The organism is Paraburkholderia sp. BGA-UO-ETr-F21 (assembly GCF_059567925.1).
In genome coordinates this window covers 1-17,591 of record NZ_JCAQOY010000037.1, presented here as the reverse complement: position 1 = coordinate 17,591, position 17,591 = coordinate 1, and the positions used below count along the sequence as shown (strand labels likewise).

Sequence of the window (17,591 nt, the reverse complement as noted above, 5' to 3'; positions counted from 1 at the left end):
TCCTTATGCCTTTTCGACCTTGACGAGGAACGACTTGAATTCCGGTGTTTGCGAATTCCCATCGCCCACGGAAGGCGTCAGCGTATTGACGAGATAGCCCGGCTTCGTGAGTCCCTTGAAGCCCCAATGCAACGGCAGGCCAACGGTCTGAACTTTCTTTCCTTCGATCATTAGCGGCTTGATCCGCTTGGTAACGAGCGCCACGGCAATGATGTGCCCGCGATTGGACGACACCTTCACGCGATCCCCGGCCACCACGCCCACCTCCTTCGCTAGATCCTCGCCGATCTCCACGAACTGTTGCGGCTGCACGATCGCGTTCAGGCGCGCGTGCTTGGTCCAGTAGTGGAAATGTTCGGTCAGACGATACGTGGTCGCGGTATGCGGGAAGTTCTCGTGCGAGCCGAACGCTGCCTTGTCGTCGGGGAACACGCGTGCCGCCGGACTGCTGACCACCAGCTTGTTGTCCGGATGCAGCGGGTTGTAGCCGAGCGGCGTCTCGAACGGTTCGTAGTGCTCGGGGAATGGCCCTTCCACCAGACCGTCACGCGAGAAGAAACGCGCTACGCCCTCCGGGTTCATGATGAACGGGTTCATGCCGTTTTCGGGCGGTTCGTCCACCTTGAAGTCGGGAACATCCGCTCCCGACCACGTCTTGCCGTTCCACGCGATCAGCTTGCGCTTCGGATCGAACGGCTTGCCGCTGACGTCGCAGGACGCGCGGTTGTACAGAATCCGCCGGTTCGCAGGCCAGGCCCATGCCCAGTTGAGCGTGTTGCCGATGCCGGTCGGATCCGAGTTGTCGCGCCGGCCCATCTGATTGCCCGCCTGGGTCCACGAGCCGCAGAAGATCCAGCAACCGCTCGCGGTGCTGCCGTCGTCGCGCAACTGCGCGAAACTCGCCAGTTGTTCGCCCTTCTTCGCGAGCACCTTGGTTTTGTCGGTCGCGTCGGTGACGTCGGCGAGCGCCTTGCCGTTGAACTCCATCGCGAGTTCTTCCGGCGTCGGGCTTTCCGGGTTGGCATACGGCCAGCTCATGTTGAGAATCGGATCGGGATACTTCCCGCCGTTCTTTTTATAGGCCTCGCGAATGCGCAGCCACAGCCCCGACATGATCTCGAGATCGCTCTTCGATTCGCCGGGGCCGTCCGCGCCCTGCCAATGCCACTGCAGCACGCGGCTGGAACTGACCAGCGAACCGCGTTCTTCCGCGAAACAGGTGGTCGGCAAACGGAACACCTCCGTTTGAATCTTCGACGGATCGACGTCATTGAACTCGCCGAAATTCTTCCAGAACTCGGACGTTTCAGTGGCGAGCGGGTCCATGATGACGAGCCACTTCAGCTTGGCCAGACCCGCGCCGATCTTCGCCTTGTTCGGCGCGGCGGCGAGCGGGTTGAAGCCCTGCGCGATGTAGCCGGTCATCTTGCCTTGATTCATCAGCTCGAAGACCTGCAGCATGTCGTATGACTTATCGAGCTTCGGCAGATAGTCGAACCCGAAGTTGTTCTCCGCGGTTGCGTTGTCGCCCCACCACGACTTCATGAAACTGACATGGAAAGCGCGATAGTTGCGCCAGTAGCTCAACTGATTCGGCCGCAAAGGCTGGCTCGCGCGCTTCGTGATGAAGGCGTCGAAATCCTGTTCGGCTTCCATCGGCAGCGTCATATAACCGGGCAACAGGTTCGACATCAGGCCGAGGTCGGTCAAGCCCTGAATGTTCGAGTGACCGCGCAGCGCATTCATGCCGCCGCCCGCAATGCCGATATTGCCCAGCAGCAATTGCACCATCGCGCCGGTGCGGATGATCTGAGCGCCGATCGAGTGATGCGTCCAGCCGAGCGCGTACAGGATCGTACCGGCGCGTCCCGGCACAGCCGTCGATGCCAGCATCTCGCACACCTTGAGGAATTTTTCCTTCGGCGTGCCGCAAATTTTCTCGACCTGTTCGGGCGTATAGCGCGAGTAGTGCTGCTTCATCAGTTGATAGACGCAGCGCGGGTGCTGCAACGTCGGATCGACTTTGGCAAAGCCGTCGTCGCCGCGTTCGTAATCCCACGTACTCTTGTCGTACTTGCGCTTCTCGGCGTCGTAGCCGGAATACAGGCCGTCGGTAAACGAAAAGTCCTCACGAACGATGAACGGCATGTCCGTGTAGTTCTTTACATACTCGTGCTGGATCTTGTCGTTGGTGAGCAAATAGTTGATCACCCCGCCCAGGAACACGATGTCCGAGCCGGTCCGAATCTGTGCGTAATAGTCCGCAACCGATGCCGTGCGCGTAAAGCGCGGATCGACCACGACCAATCTCGCCTTGCGGTGCGCCTTGGCTTCGGTGACCCACTTGAAACCGCATGGGTGTGCCTCGGCCGCATTGCCGCCCATCACGAGAATCACATCCGCGTTCTTGATGTCGACCCAATGGTTCGTCATCGCTCCACGGCCAAACGTCGGGGCAAGACCTGCCACCGTCGGGCCGTGTCAGACACGTGCTTGATTATCGAATGCGAGCATGCCAAGACTGCGGACAGTCTTGTGCGTCAAATAACCGACTTCATTGCTACCGGCCGATGCCGCGAGCATGCCGGTGGTCAGCCAGCGGTTGACCTTCTTGCCGTCTGCGGTTGTCTCGACGAAGTTGGCATCGCGGTCCTCTTTCATCAATTTCGCAATGCGGTCGAGCGCGTCCTCCCACGAAATGCGCTTCCATTCATTCGAGCCGGCCGCGCGGTACTCCGGATACTTCAGACGGCTCGGGCTATGAATGAAGTCGATCAGGCTCGCGCCCTTCGGGCATAGCGTGCCGCGATTGACCGGGTGGTCGGGATCGCCTTCGATGTGAATGATGCTGGACTTCGCGTTCTTGGCGTTGTCGCCCAGTCCATACATCAGGATGCCGCAGCCTACCGAACAGTACGGGCAGGTATTGCGGGTTTCGGTTGTGCGCGACAACTTGTACTGACGGACTTCCGCTAACGCGGGCGTCGGTGAGAAGCCCATGAGGGCGAGACTCGATCCGGCTAGCGTGGTGGCGGAGACCTTCAGAAATTGTCGCCGGGACATATGGGGCATTGAATGGCCTCGGCTCTTTTTGGGATACTGATCATGATTATAGAGGCCGATATAAAGTCCTGCAGCGAGAACTTCTACCAACTGCGAGGCGAGCAAATATGAAGTGGAACAGCCGGTATCTCGACGCGGGGCATTGTTTTTGCTTAATGGGTAAGTGACAAACCCACCCTCACTTGGATCCTTACCCACCTATGACCCACCATTCGCTCCATTCATCTCACGCAGGCAATTTTTGCAGCGCAGTAAAACAGCGGCTGCCCGCAGGTGTCGCGTCATTTGTGCTCGGCATGGCGATGCTCGCGTCCAGTCAATGCAGCCTTGCTCAGATCACTCAAGGCAGCGGCTCGTCGCAGCAGGAAAAGCGTACGTCTTCAATGGGATCGGCGCCCGATTCGTCCGCGTCCATGGTTCATGAAACGAACAAGCCGCAAACGAAGGATGGCGGTTCGGCGAATTCACGCGGCAAGACCGCTGGGCAAGGACACAAGACGCAAGGCGCGGGCGGATTCGAGAACGGGCTCTACGGCACAGGGGCGGGCAGCAATAAATAGCGCGTCGACTCGCCGCGTTATGGCGGCGCGCTTGCGCCGCCTCTCTGCGCGGACAACGAACACCCTTCATAATGCGGTGATTCGTAGCCTGAAATGCCTGCCACAATGACCGATACCCCCGCCCAAGCAAGCACGTCTCCCCGCCTGACCAGTCTGTCGCACGGCGGAGGCTGCGGCTGCAAGATCGCGCCTGGCCTGCTGGCCGATCTGCTCAAGCGCAGTGCACCATTGCCGTTCTTTCCCGACCTGCTGGTCGGCAACGACACAGCCGACGACGCCGCCGTCTACAAACTCAACGACGAGCAGGCGATCGTCGCCACCACCGACTTCTTCATGCCGATCGTCGACGACCCGTTCGACTTCGGCCGCATCGCCGCGACCAATGCGCTGTCCGACGTGTACGCGATGGGCGGCAAGCCGCTCATGGCGCTGGCCATCGTCGGCATGCCGATCAACGTGCTGCCGCACGACGTGATCGCAGCCGTGCTGAAGGGCGGCGAATCCGTATGCGCCGAGGCCGGCATTCCGCTCGCGGGCGGTCATTCGATCGATTCGGTCGAGCCGATCTATGGCCTCGTCGCCATCGGCGTGGTCGACCCGAAGCGCGTGAAGCGCAACGCAGGCGCACAAGCAGGCGATGTGCTGATTCTCGGTAAGCCGTTGGGCGTGGGCATTCTCTCGGCGGCACTGAAGAAAGACCGGCTCGACGCAGCCGGCTACGCGGCCATGATCGCCGCGACGACCAAGCTCAATCGCCCGGGCGCCGAGCTGTCGAAGCTCGACGGCGTGCATGCGCTCACGGACATCACGGGCTTCGGCCTGCTCGGCCATACGCTGGAACTGGCGCGCGGCTCGAACCTGACCGCCCGCGTGCACTACGCGGACCTGCCGTGGCTGCCGGACGTGGTCAGCCTCGCGGAAGCCGGCATCTTCACCGGTGCTTCGGGACGCAATTGGGACGCATACGGTCGAGATATCGTTTTGCCCTCCTCATTGCCGGCGACGGCGCGCACCCTGCTCACCGACCCGCAAACATCTGGCGGCTTGCTGGTCTCGTGCGCGCCGCAAGCCGTCGACGAGGTTCTCGCCCTGTTCCACGCCGACGGGTTCGGCGCGGCGTGCGTGATCGGCGACATGGTCAGTGGCGAAGGGCGCGTCGAGGTCGTCTGAAGGCGCCGGCCGGCGGAGGCAACCGCCGGCGTGCGTATGTCCGGCAAAGCTGTCCTGAGCGCTCTGCCAGCCGGTATTTACGGCGCATGCGATAATTTCGACCTCCCCGCAGGCCTGTTTCGTCCCTAACTCCTTGAAAAACCTACTCGTCAGCCTCGAAAAAGCCGGTGATTTCGATGAAATCATCGATGTGCGCACGCCCCTCGAATTCGCGGAAGACCATATTCCGGGCGCGCTCAATGCGCCGGTGCTGAGCAACGAGGAGCGCGTGCTGGTCGGCACGACCTACAAGCAGGTGTCACCGTTCGAAGGCACGCGGATCGGCGCTGCGCTGGTCGCGCGCAATATCGCGCTGCATCTGGAAACCACTTTCGCCGACCGGCCGCGCAACTGGCGACCGCTGATCTATTGCTGGCGCGGCGGCAAGCGCTCCGGCTCGGTGACCACGCTGTTCAATATGATCGGCTGGCAGGCGCGTCAGCTGGAAGGCGGCTACAAGAGTTACCGGCGGGCCACGCTGGACACGCTCGACACGTTGCCGGCAACGTTTTCATACATTGCGCTGGTGGGCCCGACCGGCAGCGGCAAGACACGCCTGCTGGCGGCCTTGAACGCGGCGGGCGCGCAGACGCTGGATCTCGAAGCGCTGGCCTCGCACCGCGGCTCGCTGCTAGGCGCGTGGGCCGGCGTGCCACAGCCGTCGCAGAAGCGTTTCGACACGCTGCTCGTGACCGCCCTGCGCACGTTCGATCCGTTACGGCCGGTCTTCGTGGAAGCGGAGAGCCGGCGCATCGGCTCCGTCGCATTGCCGCTCGCGCTGCTCGACACGTTTCATCGGGGCCGCTGCGTCGAGGTGATGTCGAGCCGCGAAGATCGCGCGGCATTCCTGCTGCACGACTATGCGCATCTGTTCGACGATCCCGAGTCGCTGAAGGGACAACTGCAAAGACTGATCGGCTTGCACAGCCGGGAACGCGTCGCGGGCTGGCAACGGCTCGTCGACGACAACCGGCGCGCCGAACTCGCGCATGAGTTGATCGAGCGGCACTACGACCCCGCCTATGCGCGCAGCAGCCATGAACATTTCGTTCAATTGCCGCACGCCCTGAAGTTCAATTTCCGGCCCAACGGCGCCGATGTCGTCGACCAGGCAAGCGCACTGCTTGCGCAGGTCGACAGCAGCGCGCTCACTGTCATCTGATTAAAACCAACGCCTAAGACCACCATGCAATCAACCCTTCGACAACCGCGCGTCGCGCTTGGCTGGATCGTGTTTCTGCTGATTGCCGTCGTCGGCCTCTTTTATGTGAAGTGGTTCCCGTACTACAACCGCGCCTTCGTTGCCGCGAGCCAGCACTCCATCGGCAAATCCATTCTGATGGGCACGTCGGCGAGCGCGCCGGCGGCGTCATGGCAAGCGGCGATCGATTACGCCCTCGCCTACGGCAAAGCGATCTGGCAAGCCATGGTGCTGGGGCTGCTGCTCGGCTCGGCGGTACAGGCGCTGATTCCGCCGCAATGGGTCGCGCGTGCGCTCGGCCGGACCGATTTCAGCAGCGTGGTGAAAGGCGGCCTGATGTCGCTGCCGGGCATGATGTGCACCTGCTGCGCCGCACCCGTCGTAGCGGGCTTGCGCGCGCGCCAGGCGGCGCCGGGCGCGGCGATCGCGTTCTGGCTCGGCAATACCGCTTTGAATCCGGCTACGCTGATCTTCATGGGCTTCGTGCTCGGCTGGCAGTGGATGGGCCTGCGCCTCGCGCTGGGCATCGTGATGGTGTTCGGCCTCGGCTATCTGGTGAATCGCATGGTCACGCCAAAGGAAGCCGAAGCGTCACGCGAAGCCATGGCGCAACTGATCTCCGCCGATGTGCCCAGCACGGCATTCGCACGCTGGGTAAAAATCCTCGGCACGATGACGTTGCGGCTCATTCCCGAATACATCGTGCTGGTGCTGATTCTCGGCGCAGCGCGCACATGGCTGTTTCCGCATGTCGGACCGGAGATCGACAACAGCCTGCTGTGGATCATCGCGTTGTCTATCGCCGGCACGCTGTTCGTGATTCCGACCGCGGGCGAAGTGCCGATCATCCAGGCCATGCTCTCGTTCGGCATGGCCGCCGGTCCGGCGGGCGCGTTGCTGATGACGCTGCCGTTGGTCAGCGTGCCTTCAATGGCCATGCTCTCCCGCTCTTTCCCGCGCCGCGTGCTGACGGTCGTAGCCTTGGCCGTGGCGGTGTGCGGCGTGGTCAGTGGGTTGCTGGCAGTCGCCTTGGGGTTTTAAAGCATGAAACGTATCGCCGCATTTGCAATGACGAGCTGGTCGGCCGCCGGCCTGCTCTACTTCGGCCAGCATTCGGTCGCGCTGATCGTGGTGAGCGGGGTCGTCGCGCTGGCGGGCTTCGATCTGCTTCGCCCGTAACAGCGCGCTGCATCCGCTCTGAAAAGGCGCGAGACCTGATTGCTGACGCGAAGGTCTCGCAATAGCGCTGGGCGTCGTTTCAAGCGGATACCTGTCCAGCGCCTGAACGATCGCACGTGCGCCACGCTGATGACGAGGTGGAGATAATACGGAAAGGGAAGACCGACAGGACAGCGGCACGATCAAGCAGTGCGCCGAGGTAATGCGAGAACCTGACAGTAGACGAAAGCGGAGCCGCTTTCGTCTACGTCAAGGATGCGTTGGTAGGCTCGATTGGATTCGAACCAACGACCCCCACCATGTCAAGGTGGTGCTCTAACCAACTGAGCTACGAGCCTTTAGAGGCGCGAATTATAGAGAACCTCCGCGCCCTGCACAAGCCCCTAACGCCACTTAAGTTGGCGAGCGCGTGGCAATCAGTTCGTGAGTGCCCACTCGGTCTGCGCATCCAGCGGATACACCGGCCGCTTCACGTGCTCGAAAGCGAACAGCCCGTAATCCGAACTCGTCACGCCGCGGCTGTCGCATTCCACCAGCGCTGCGGCGATCGGCACGAAAACCGGCCGGCAGTACATGCGCGATTTGAGCAACAGGAAACGCGCGCGACGCGGATCGATGCCGACGCTCTCGAATACGCCGAGGTCCCATGGTTCGTGCGTGCGCTCGGTGATCACGAGCTTGATGGCGCCGGTGTCGAGTACCGCCGCGCGTCCCATGAAAGCACGCTGTCCGGTGTAGGTCGGGCCGCTGATGATGTACTCGCCGTCGGTCAGCGCGCGCACCACACCCGTCACGGCAAGCGGCAGGCGCGGCGCTATCGCATCGCTCGCAACCTTGTTGCCGATGGTCACCGTCACCGTGCTGCCGACGCCGGCCGCCATCAACGCCGCGACCGCTTGCGCGTCGCACAACGGCCCGCTCACGATTCCATCGAGCTTCTGCTTCAATGCTTCTTCGAGCAGATCCATCGTGTCGCATGTGCCGCCCGACATGCAGTTGTCGCCATGATCGAGCAGGAGCACGGGCTTGTCGGCGTCTTTCGCGAGCGCCGCCGCTTGCGCGACGGATTCAGCAAGCGGCGCGCTGCGATACACGAAGTCTTCTCGCTCACTCCAGATCTGTCGAGCGATCCGCTCCGCCACCGCGTCTGCTTCGCCGCGCTCACCGTTGCCCACCACCACGACGCTGATACACGGCGCCGTGATATCGGCCAGCGAGAAGCCGGATAGCACCGACACCGCGAGCATGCCCTCGGCTTCGGCTGCGCGCGCGGCATCCACGGCACGTTTCATCGCGCCTTCGGCAGTCGCGCTGCGCAACGTATGCGTGAGCAGCGGCGGCTGGCGCCACGCAATCACGGGCTTCGCCTTGCCGTGCACCAGGTCGAACATCAGACGCGCCGCATGCGCGCCGGTCTCGTACATATCGACGTGCGGATAGGTCTTGAAGCTGACGATCACGTTGGCGTTGTCGATCATTTTCTGCGTGACATTGCCATGCAGATCGAGCGCGACCGCGATCGGCGCGTCCGGCAGCAACCCACGCACGCGTTCGAGCAGGTCGCCTTCACCATCGTTCGAATTCTCGGCGACCATGGCGCCATGCAGATCGAGCATGACGGCGTCGCAACCGGCCGCAGCCGACACGATCGCCTCGCAGATCGCGTCGTAAGCGGCGGCCTCAACGGGTCCGCTCGGATTCGCCGACGCCGACACGGGCGTCACGATCTGCGCATGCTCCTTTTCGGCGGCGTCGATGAACGCGGCCATCGCCGTTTGCATGCCTTTGTTCTCGTTGAACGCGTCTTGCCCATAGCTCGGGCCGTTACGCCCGAACGCGGCCAACGGCGTGGCCACCGGTGAAAACGTGTTGGTCTCGTGATTCATCCGCGCGATGAGGACTTTCATGCGTCTGCGCTCCCCGCTTTCTGCGCGGCGTTCAGCATGGCCTGCAACAGCACGTTGCAACCGGCTTCGAGATGGTCCGCGCGCGCGTCTTCGATCTCGTTGTGGCTGATGCCGTCCTTGCATGGCACGAAGATCATCGCCGCGGGCGCGACTCTCGCAAGATAAACGGCGTCGTGGCCGGCGCCGCTGATCACGTCCATCGACGAAAAACCGAGCGTGTCGGCGCCCTGCTTCACGGCGCCGACCAGTTCCGCGGCGAACGGTTGCGGCGGGAAATACACGACCTGCTCGACGCCTACCTCGATGCCGGCTCGCTCGCCCGCCAACGAGCATGCGGCGCGCAACGCGCTATCCATGGCCGTGAGCGTGGCATCGTCGGCGGCGCGCAGATCGACGGTGAGTGTCACGCGACCCGGAATCACGTTGCGCGAATTCGGATGCACGTCGAGCCAGCCGACCGTGCCGCGCCCATGAGGCGCGTGATCGAGCGCGATGCGGTTGACGGCATGAATCAGATCCGCCGCGACGAGCAGCGCGTCGCGGCGCAGTTCCATCGGCGTCGGGCCGGCGTGCGCTTCCATGCCCTGCACCGTCACGTCGTACCAGCGTTGGCCGAGCGCGCCCTGCACCACGCCGATTGTTTTGTCATGCGCTTCCAGCACCGGCCCTTGTTCGATATGCGCTTCGAAGTAGGCGCCGACGGTGTGCGGCTTCTCGTTCGCGCCGGCATATCCGATCTGCGACAGTGCGTCACGCACCGTGACGCCTTCACGGTCGCGCTGTTCTAGCGCGTGCTCCAGGGTGAACGCGCCGGCAAACACACCGGAACCCATCATCACCGGCACGAAGCGCGAGCCCTCTTCATTGGTCCACACCGCGACTTCCAGCGGCGCGAGCGTCCGCACATTGGCATCGGCGAGCGTGCGCAGCACTTCGAGACCCGCAAGCACGCCGTAATTGCCGTCGAACTTGCCGCCCGTGGGCTGTGTATCAATGTGGCTGCCGGTCATGACCGGCGGCAGATCATCACGCAAACCGGCGCGGCGCGCGAAGATATTGCCGATCGCGTCGACCCGCACACTGCAACCAATCTCCTTCGTCCATGCGATAAAAAGGTCGCGCGCCTCGCGGTCCAACTCCGTGAGTGCGAGGCGGCATACGCCGCCTTTATCGGTCGCGCCGATTCGCGCGAGTTGCATGAGACTGTCCCAGAGCCGCGCGCCGTCGACTCGCAGATCGGCGAACGTCGCGACGGTTGTTGATTCATGAACTTGCATCGATGCTTCCTCGTGTTGAAGACTGCTGCGCGTCAGACCACGCCGACGCCGAGATAACGGTCCTTGATCGAATCGTCCGCGGAAAAGGACGCGTTATCGCCTGAATAGACGATCACACCTTGCTCGATGATGTAATGGCGGTCGGCGAGTTGCGTGCAAACTTCGAGGTTCTGCTCGACCAGCAGAATCGCCACGCCCGCCTCGCGGATCAGCTTGAGTTGCGCGACGATCTCTTCCACGATCACGGGCGCAAGGCCTTCCACCGGCTCGTCGAGCATCAGCAAACGCGGGTGATTCATCAGCGCGCGGCCAATCGCCAGCATTTGCTGTTCGCCGCCGGATAGCTGCGCGCCCCCGTTGGTGCGCCGCTCTTTGAGGCGCGGAAAAATACGGTAGATATCGTCGAGCTGCCACGGCGAATCCTTGCGTGCGCCAAGCCGTAAGTTTTCCTCGACCGTGAGCAAACGAAAGATGCCGCGATGCTCAGGCACGAAACAGACACCTCGTGAGGCGATCTTGTGCGGCGGCAGGCCGCTGATTTTGGCGCCATTGAACGTGATCACGCCGCGCTGCGGTGCCACGACACCGGCAATCGCTTTCAGCGTGGTCGACTTGCCGGCGCCGTTGCGGCCCAACAGCGTCACCGTTTCACCGTCGTTGATCTGCAGGGACACGCCTTGCAGGATATGGCTTTTGCCGTAGAAGCCGTGAATCTGCTGCACGTCGAGAATCATGCGCGGCCTCCGGTGATCATGTTGCCGAGATAGGCGCTGCGCACGCGCTCATCGCCGCGAATGTCGTCGGGGCGCCCCTCCACCAGCACACGCCCTTGTTGCATGACGGTGATCGTGTCGGAAATGTCCATCACGATACCCATGTTGTGTTCGATCAGCACCACGGTGTAATCGTCGCGCAAGCCGCGAATCAACTGCTTCATATCGTCGAGGTCGTCGATACCCATGCCCGAGGTCGGCTCGTCCAGAAAGATCGCCTTGGGTCGCGCGGCGAGCGCCATGCCGACTTCCAGCCGCCGCTGTTGACCGTGGGAAAGCGCGCCTGCCGATACCTCGCTGAAACGCTGTAGTGCGAGCCGTTCGAGCACGCTGTCGACAGTCTCCGAATGAGTGAGCGCACCATGCGGCGGCGTCCACGCATTGAGCGCGCGTACCGCGTCCACACCCTGCGCGGCGAGCCGCAGATTTTCTCGTACGCTCAGATTGGCGAACAGGCTCGTCACCTGAAACGAACGCGCGACGCCGCGCCGCACACGTTTATGATCCGGCTCACGCGTCACGTCGTGGCCGTCGAATACGATCTTGCCTTCGGTGATCGGCAGCGTGCCGGTCAACACGTGAAACAGCGTGGTTTTTCCCGCGCCGTTCGGACCGATCACGGAATGCACCGTGCGCGGCATGATGTTCAACGTGACGTCGGAGAGCGCCGTGAATTTGCCGTAGCGCTTCACCACACCACTCGCTCGCAGAATGGCTTCGCTCATACGGGCTCCTTGTCCGCGGCATTATCCGCATTGGCGGATGATTGGCGGCGCAGCGATTGCCAGATGCGCTCGCCCAGCCCCCACAACCCGCGTTGCATGAACAGGCTGACGGCGATCAGCACGATGCCGAGCAGCAACAACCAGCGCGGCCACAAAGTGGAGAGCCAGTCGGCGAACAGCACGTAAAACGCGGCGCCTAATACGGATGCGAACAGATTGCCTGTGCCGCCGATCACGGTCATCACGAGGATCATCTCGCTCGTGTGATAGTCGATGTTCGAGAGCGGCGCGATGCCGGTCATCAGCGCGTGCAGCGCGCCCGCGAGCCCGGTGACCGCGCCGGAGATCACGAACGCCATCAGCTTGAAGCGTTTGACGTCGTAGCCCACTGCGGCGGCGCGGGCTTCGTTGTCGCGAATCGCGAGCAACGTACGGCCGAACACGGAGTGCGATACGCGCATCAATAGCCAGAACACCACGAGAAAGAGCACGGCGACGAAGCCGTAGTATTGCCACGGCGAAGTCAACGGCAAGAGCGTTTTGCCAAACAGCCCGAGCGCCGGGCGCGGGATGTCGAGTAACCCATTGTCGCCGCCGGTCAGATCGGGCGTGGTGTAGGCGAGGAAATAGAACAATTGCCCGAACGCGAGCGTCAGCATGACGAAATACGTGCCGCGCTGACGAATCGAAAACCAGCCGACGAGCGCCGCAGCCGCCGCGCCGATTGCAGCCGATGCAAGCAACGCCACGGGCACAGGCAACGCCGTTTTGGTCAGAACCAGTCCCGCGCTATAGCTGCCCAGTCCGAAGAAAATGCCTTGCCCGAACGAAAGCAAGCCTGTGTGGCCGAGCAGCAAATTGCAGCCGAGTGCGGCGAGCGCGAACACCAGAACTTCTGTGGCCAGCGATCCGGAGCGCAGCGTCAGCGGCAATATGCAGACCACCAGCAGCGCAAGCAACAGGAAGCGATAGCGATGCAGTGAATGCTTCAGGCCCGGTTGAGTTCTTGCCGATGAAGCGCTTTGCACAATGGGCTTCGAGGAATCGATCATGCCGCCCTCCCGAGCAAACCATTCGGTCGCAACAACAGGACCGCGGCCATTGCGACGTAGATCATGAGTCGCGCACCTTCCGGCCACAAGGTACTCATCACGCTTTGCACGATCCCAACCAGCAGGCCGCCGACCAATGCACCCAAAAAATTACCCATTCCGCCGACCACCACCACGACGAACGCGACGCTTAGCGCTTCGATGCCCATGAACGGATCGACGCCGCGAATCGGCGCAGCAAGCACGCCGGCCAATGCGGCCGTCGCGGCGCCAAGCGCGAATACGAGGCTGAAAACGCGCAATACGTTGATACCGAGCAACGAGACCATCTCAGTCGATTCGCTGCCCGCGCGCACCGCGCTGCCTAGTCGTGTGCCTTCCAGCACCCACCACAAAAGCGCCGCCAATACCGCCGTGAAGCCGATCACGAAGAGGCGGTATTTCGGATACACAAAGCTGCCCCAGATCACTACGCCGTTCAGCATGTCGGGCACGGCTACGTTATCGCCCAGCGGCCCCCAGATCAGGATCGCGCATTCCTGCACGACGAGTGCGAGACCGACAGTCACGAGAATATGGAACTCATGCTGCTGCGCGTAGACATGCCGCAGAATCAGCTTCTCCACGACCCATGCGAGCGCGCCCACTACGATGGGGACGACCACGAGCGCGGCCCAGAAACTCATCGACCATTGCATCGCCTGATAGCAGAAGTACGCGCCGAGCAGGTAGAACGCACCGTGCGCGAAATTCACGAAGCGCAGCAAGCCGAACACGATCGACAGACCGACCGCGAGCAGGAAATACAGCATTCCCACTCCGATGCCGTTGACGACCTGCAGGAGATAAACGTTCATGGCGTCCGTCTAAAGGATGGTGCGAAGGGGCACGCGCTGTGGCGCCGCTGTGGCGCCGCTGTGGCGCGATGTGCATACCGCGCTCGCCTGCGCCAGGGCAGGCAGGCGTCAAGCCATCTTGCAACCGGTCTTGTCGAGCGGCAGGAACGACTGGCCGGAGCTCACGATATCCGCGTAGTCGTCGGCGTTTTTCATCTTGTTCTTCGCCTTGCCCTTCAGCAGATAATAGTTCTTCAGTACCTGGTGGTCGCCTTTACGGACTTCCTCCGGGCCTGTCAAACCGTCGTATTTCATGCCCTCAAGGGCGGCGACCACTTTCTTCGGATCGACGTTACCTGCTTTCACGATACCGTCGAGCAGAATCTTCGTGCAGATATAGGAGCCCGCGAGGCTGTAGTTGGGGTTCGCTTTGAAAGCAGCATTCGTGCGCTTGACCAGATCGCGGTTAAGCGGCGAATCGATGTCGTGCCAGTACTGCGCGCCGAAATAGACGCCTTCGCAAAGGTCCGCGCCAAGCGATTCGAATTGCTCGAGTCCGGATGCCCACGCCAACAGAATCGTGCAATTGTTCTTCATGCCAAAGCTCACGGCCTGGCGCAACGTATCGGACGACTGCGAGCCGAAGTTCAGAATCAGCAAAACGTCGGGCTTCGCCGCAACTGCGTTCGTCAGATAGCCGCTGAACTCCTTCTCATTGAGCGAGTGGTAGCTGTTACCCACATGCTCGATGCCCTTCTCTTTGAAGATGGCCTTGGCGGCCGACAGCAAACCATCGCCGAACACGTATTGCGGCGTGATGGTGTACCAGCGTTTTGCTTTGGGCAGCATCTGGATCAGCGGACGTACCGTTTGCTCGATCGCTCCGTAGGTCGGCACCGACCAGCGGAACGTGGCGTCGTTGCAGTCCTTTCCGGTGATTTCGTCCGCGCCTGCGGTGGTGATGAATACGCCCCCGGCTTTCTGGACTTCCTTGCCCATTGCCAATGCTTCGGAGGACAGAATACCGCCGGCAAAGAAACGTGCATTCTTTTGTTGCGCGATTTCCTGCACACGGCGCACCGCAGTTGCCGGCTTGCCCTCTGTGTCGAGTACCGTGTACGCGAGAGGTTGACCCAGCACCTTGCCGTACTGCTCGATAGCGAGCTTCATGCCGAGGTCGGCATATTTGCCGTTTGCCGCAAACGGACCCGACATGGGCACCGGACAGGCGAACTGCAAGGTGCCAGCCTGCGCGAACGCGCTTCGCGCGACCAGCGAGCCCAACGTCCCCGGAACGGCCGACAACGCGGCCAGCTTCAACATATTTCGGCGATTCAAAATGACGCTCCTTAGGAAAGAGACACGCACTGACCGACTACGAAACTGCACGCATTGCGCGAACGACTAGATCGACTACTTGGCTTGCTGGCCGTCGTGAAGTTTTCCACCACACGGGCTTTGTTCTATTTATCATGATAAATAGGTTGGACTCGATCGTAGGTACAATAAATTCGAGTGTCAATAAGGCAAAATTCCTGGCAGCATGAGGCGACCTTCCGGGCTGCGACGGCGGCGGTGGGTCGATCGAGGATCGTGCAGGACAAACTAGGGAGCATCGAATATGGCCATGGACCGCGCCAAGGCTGGCGCCGCGATCGAGATCAAGCAGCAGAAACGCGGCGATCTGGTCGCGGAGGAGATCAAGCGGCTCATCACCGAGAAAGACCTGAAGCCAGGCGACCGGCTGCCTCGCGAGGTGGAGTTGCAGCAACTCTTTTCGGTAAGTAAAAGCACGATCCGCGAGGCGTTGAAATCGCTTGAAGTGCAGGGTCTCATCAAAGTGACCACGGGTCCGAGCGGCGGCGGCATGGTGGTCGAAGTGCCGCTCGATCGTACGTTACAACTTCTGCAGAACTACCTGTTTTTCAAGGATGTATCGATCGATGACATCTACACCGTACGCAAATTGCTGGAGCCCGAACTCGCGGCGGGGGCCGTGCCATATCTGACAGAGCAGGACTTCGAGGCGCTCGACGCGAGCATTGCATGTTGCGATCGACCGGCTTCGTCACATGGCGGGCAGGACATCGTTCGGCAGCGTCAGGAAGACGTGAATTTCCACGATATCCTCGCGGCGGCGAATCCCAACCCGTTCCTGCGCTTCAGTTGTGAGCTGATCAACGAAATGATCCGGCAACTGATCGAGTTTCGTAACGATACTCCGCAGTCCGAACATGAGCGCTTTGGTCAGGCTAACGTCAAGATTCATAAAGCGATCACGAAAGCGGCACGTGAGCGTGATGCGGAGAAAGTGCGTGAGTTGATGGTGATCCATATGACCGAGGCGCCACGCTACGTGAAGCGAATGAAAGGAAAACTGCGTGGGCGTCTGATCCTGGATTCGGAAATTCGTCGGCGCGTACGGGCGCGAAGCGTGACGCCGCCTGATGAGGGCAATGACGAGTTCGGTGACGTTTGATGCGGGTTGCGGGCGGGTGGCGGGTGGCGGGTTGCAGGTTGCAGGTTGCAGGTTGCGGGTGGCGGGTGGCGGGTGGCAAGCCGAGGACGATTTCGCTGGACATAGATCCGCCTGGGACGGTCACTATGTTGCTCGACGCACCGTGGGTCTTTCTCTCCGTTGAACGGATGTGAATCGCTCGATGCGTCTGGCATACAGCCATAGCGTGGCGCGCTGGCCAATGGACGAGATGCGCCGGCAACGCGAGGCTCCTGATCGATGAGACGCGCCGCAGCTTGGAAAAAGATCGAAAGACATCGCCAACTTCTGCGGAAACGTCGCGCGCCAGCCCCGCGAGGGAAAATCATGGAGCCCCCCCCCACCCAGCCAAGAAACGGCGTTTCAGCCGGCTCGCCGGCCGGATACATAACGAGGGCTCAACCTTTTACGGGCCGCGCCGTTATTGCATCTGCACAGGCGTAAACATTGGACCTTCATGGCACAACCTATCCCGTTATCTCGTAATGCAGGCGTTGCGCGTGCGCGGCATGCCAAGGCGATGCTGTTTCCGATCGCCCGGCAGACCGCCGACGACTTGGCATTGCGAGTCCATTTGGCGCTCGATGCCTTGCGCCGCGGCGCCGGCAGCATGACCGATGCGCAAACACTGACGCAGATCATGCTGTTGACCGGCTTTCTGGCTGAGTCAGGCTTTGGTTCGGCAACCAGCGAACAGATGAGTGCAGCGGAGCGCGCGGTGTCGACAGTGTTCGACATCGGCCGTGAGACCAGCAGGTGGAGCTTGGACGATGCGGGGTTCGCGCTTTTTGCGACAATTGCGACGAACTATGACCAGCAGTTGCATAGCGCCCCCCTCTGGGCAATCACCGATGCAAGCGAACGGCTTGATCGATTTACCGCGGGCATGCCGTATCAGGCGCCAATACGCAAACGGGCTTAGCCCTATCACGTGAGTGGGGACGGCGGGGAAACTCTGCGGAAGCGTTTCCCGGCATTCAATGAGCGCGATGTACTGGGAAAGTGCGGTGCGGGTGAGCCGCGCAGGCGTGGAGGCGGGACGGGCGTATCTGGAGCTGACGGGCTATGCGAAGGCGGTGCGGCCGGGCAAGGAGTGAAGGCCCGGGTCCGCGCGGGTATTCCATGCGTTTTCCACGTCTATTCGTGTTCGTCCGTGTTTATCCGCATCTGCCGGCGCGTCTGCCGTTTGCCGGCGACGGCCGTAAACGCAGAAACCCCACCTTTATGGGGTGGGGTTTCTGATGCTGCTGGGGAGCCTGACGATTACCTACTTTCACACGGGAATCCGCACTATCATCGGCGTGGAGTCGTT

The 17,591-nt window shown here is 61.7% G+C and carries 15 protein-coding genes and 1 tRNA gene; 7 read left to right on the top strand and 9 right to left on the bottom strand.

Translation table 11 applies throughout. The features are described 5' to 3' along the window. Positions 1-3: 3 nt before the first annotated feature. A complete protein-coding gene (gene fdnG / locus AC57B1_RS23705; RefSeq protein ID WP_496418867.1) occupies positions 4-3,072 on the bottom strand; it encodes a formate dehydrogenase-N subunit alpha in 3,069 nt (1,022 codons plus the stop codon). A gap of 293 nt (positions 3,073-3,365) precedes the next feature. On the opposite strand from fdnG, the gene AC57B1_RS23700 reads away from it, so the two are divergent. The 5 genes from AC57B1_RS23700 to AC57B1_RS23680 all read left to right on the top strand — a co-directional run bounded on the left by AC57B1_RS23700 (position 3,366) and on the right by AC57B1_RS23680 (position 7,212). Continuing rightward, the gene (locus tag AC57B1_RS23700) at positions 3,366-3,623 is read left to right on the top strand and encodes a beta-xylosidase (RefSeq protein ID WP_496418866.1); all 258 of its coding nucleotides are present in this window, start codon (positions 3,366-3,368) and stop codon (positions 3,621-3,623) included. A gap of 105 nt (positions 3,624-3,728) precedes the next feature. After that, positions 3,729-4,793, top strand: a complete 1,065-nt coding sequence (selD, locus tag AC57B1_RS23695; RefSeq protein ID WP_496418865.1) for a selenide, water dikinase SelD — start codon at positions 3,729-3,731, stop codon at positions 4,791-4,793. Between the two features lie 133 nt (positions 4,794-4,926). Continuing rightward, the gene (mnmH, locus tag AC57B1_RS23690) at positions 4,927-5,994 is read left to right on the top strand and encodes a tRNA 2-selenouridine(34) synthase MnmH (protein ID WP_408355071.1); all 1,068 of its coding nucleotides are present in this window, start codon (positions 4,927-4,929) and stop codon (positions 5,992-5,994) included. Between the two features lie 24 nt (positions 5,995-6,018). Further along, positions 6,019-7,074 carry a permease gene (locus AC57B1_RS23685; RefSeq protein WP_408184787.1) on the top strand — a complete coding sequence of 352 codons (1,056 nt, stop codon included), beginning with the start codon at positions 6,019-6,021 and terminating at the stop codon, positions 7,072-7,074. A gap of 3 nt (positions 7,075-7,077) precedes the next feature. Next, on the top strand, positions 7,078-7,212 hold the full coding sequence (locus AC57B1_RS23680) for a hypothetical protein (protein ID WP_286162130.1): 135 nt from the start codon (positions 7,078-7,080) through the stop codon (positions 7,210-7,212). Positions 7,213-7,473: 261 nt separating this feature from the next. On the opposite strand, the gene AC57B1_RS23675 is transcribed toward AC57B1_RS23680, so the two are convergent. From AC57B1_RS23675 to AC57B1_RS23640, 8 genes are all read right to left on the bottom strand, one after another. Then, positions 7,474-7,550, bottom strand: a tRNA-Val gene (locus AC57B1_RS23675). Between the two features lie 78 nt (positions 7,551-7,628). Beyond that, positions 7,629-9,119 carry a M81 family metallopeptidase gene (locus tag AC57B1_RS23670; protein ID WP_496418864.1) on the bottom strand — a complete coding sequence of 497 codons (1,491 nt, stop codon included), beginning with the start codon at positions 9,117-9,119 and terminating at the stop codon, positions 7,629-7,631. After that, positions 9,116-10,396, bottom strand: coding sequence for a Zn-dependent hydrolase (locus AC57B1_RS23665; protein WP_496418863.1), 1,281 nt, complete (start codon positions 10,394-10,396; stop codon positions 9,116-9,118). Before AC57B1_RS23665 ends, AC57B1_RS23670 begins: the two co-directional genes overlap by 4 nt. A 32-nt stretch (positions 10,397-10,428) precedes the next feature. Then, positions 10,429-11,130: an ABC transporter ATP-binding protein gene (locus tag AC57B1_RS23660; protein ID WP_408355080.1), complete on the bottom strand. Its 702-nt coding sequence runs from the start codon at positions 11,128-11,130 to the stop codon at positions 10,429-10,431. After that, complete coding sequence (locus AC57B1_RS23655; protein WP_091804224.1) at positions 11,127-11,894, bottom strand: ABC transporter ATP-binding protein; 768 nt, start codon at positions 11,892-11,894, stop codon at positions 11,127-11,129. Before AC57B1_RS23655 ends, AC57B1_RS23660 begins: the two co-directional genes overlap by 4 nt. Next, positions 11,891-12,946 (bottom strand): branched-chain amino acid ABC transporter permease, encoded by a 1,056-nt coding sequence (locus tag AC57B1_RS23650; RefSeq protein WP_496418862.1) that lies wholly within the window; start codon positions 12,944-12,946, stop codon positions 11,891-11,893. Before AC57B1_RS23650 ends, AC57B1_RS23655 begins: the two co-directional genes overlap by 4 nt. Beyond that, positions 12,943-13,803: a branched-chain amino acid ABC transporter permease gene (locus tag AC57B1_RS23645; protein WP_091804229.1), complete on the bottom strand. Its 861-nt coding sequence runs from the start codon at positions 13,801-13,803 to the stop codon at positions 12,943-12,945. Before AC57B1_RS23645 ends, AC57B1_RS23650 begins: the two co-directional genes overlap by 4 nt. Positions 13,804-13,911: 108 nt before the next feature. Then, positions 13,912-15,120, bottom strand: a complete 1,209-nt coding sequence (locus AC57B1_RS23640) for an ABC transporter substrate-binding protein (RefSeq protein ID WP_091804232.1) — start codon at positions 15,118-15,120, stop codon at positions 13,912-13,914. A gap of 283 nt (positions 15,121-15,403) precedes the next feature. Here AC57B1_RS23640 and AC57B1_RS23635 point away from each other — a divergent pair, with 283 nt between their 5' ends. Both AC57B1_RS23635 and AC57B1_RS23630 read left to right on the top strand, forming a co-directional pair. After that, positions 15,404-16,261 (top strand): FadR/GntR family transcriptional regulator, encoded by an 858-nt coding sequence (locus AC57B1_RS23635; protein WP_408355087.1) that lies wholly within the window; start codon positions 15,404-15,406, stop codon positions 16,259-16,261. A 475-nt stretch (positions 16,262-16,736) separates the two neighbouring features. Continuing rightward, entirely contained in the window at positions 16,737-17,201 is a 465-nt protein-coding gene (locus AC57B1_RS23630) for a hypothetical protein (RefSeq protein ID WP_408355090.1), read from the top strand. The last annotated feature ends 390 nt before the right edge of the window (positions 17,202-17,591 follow it).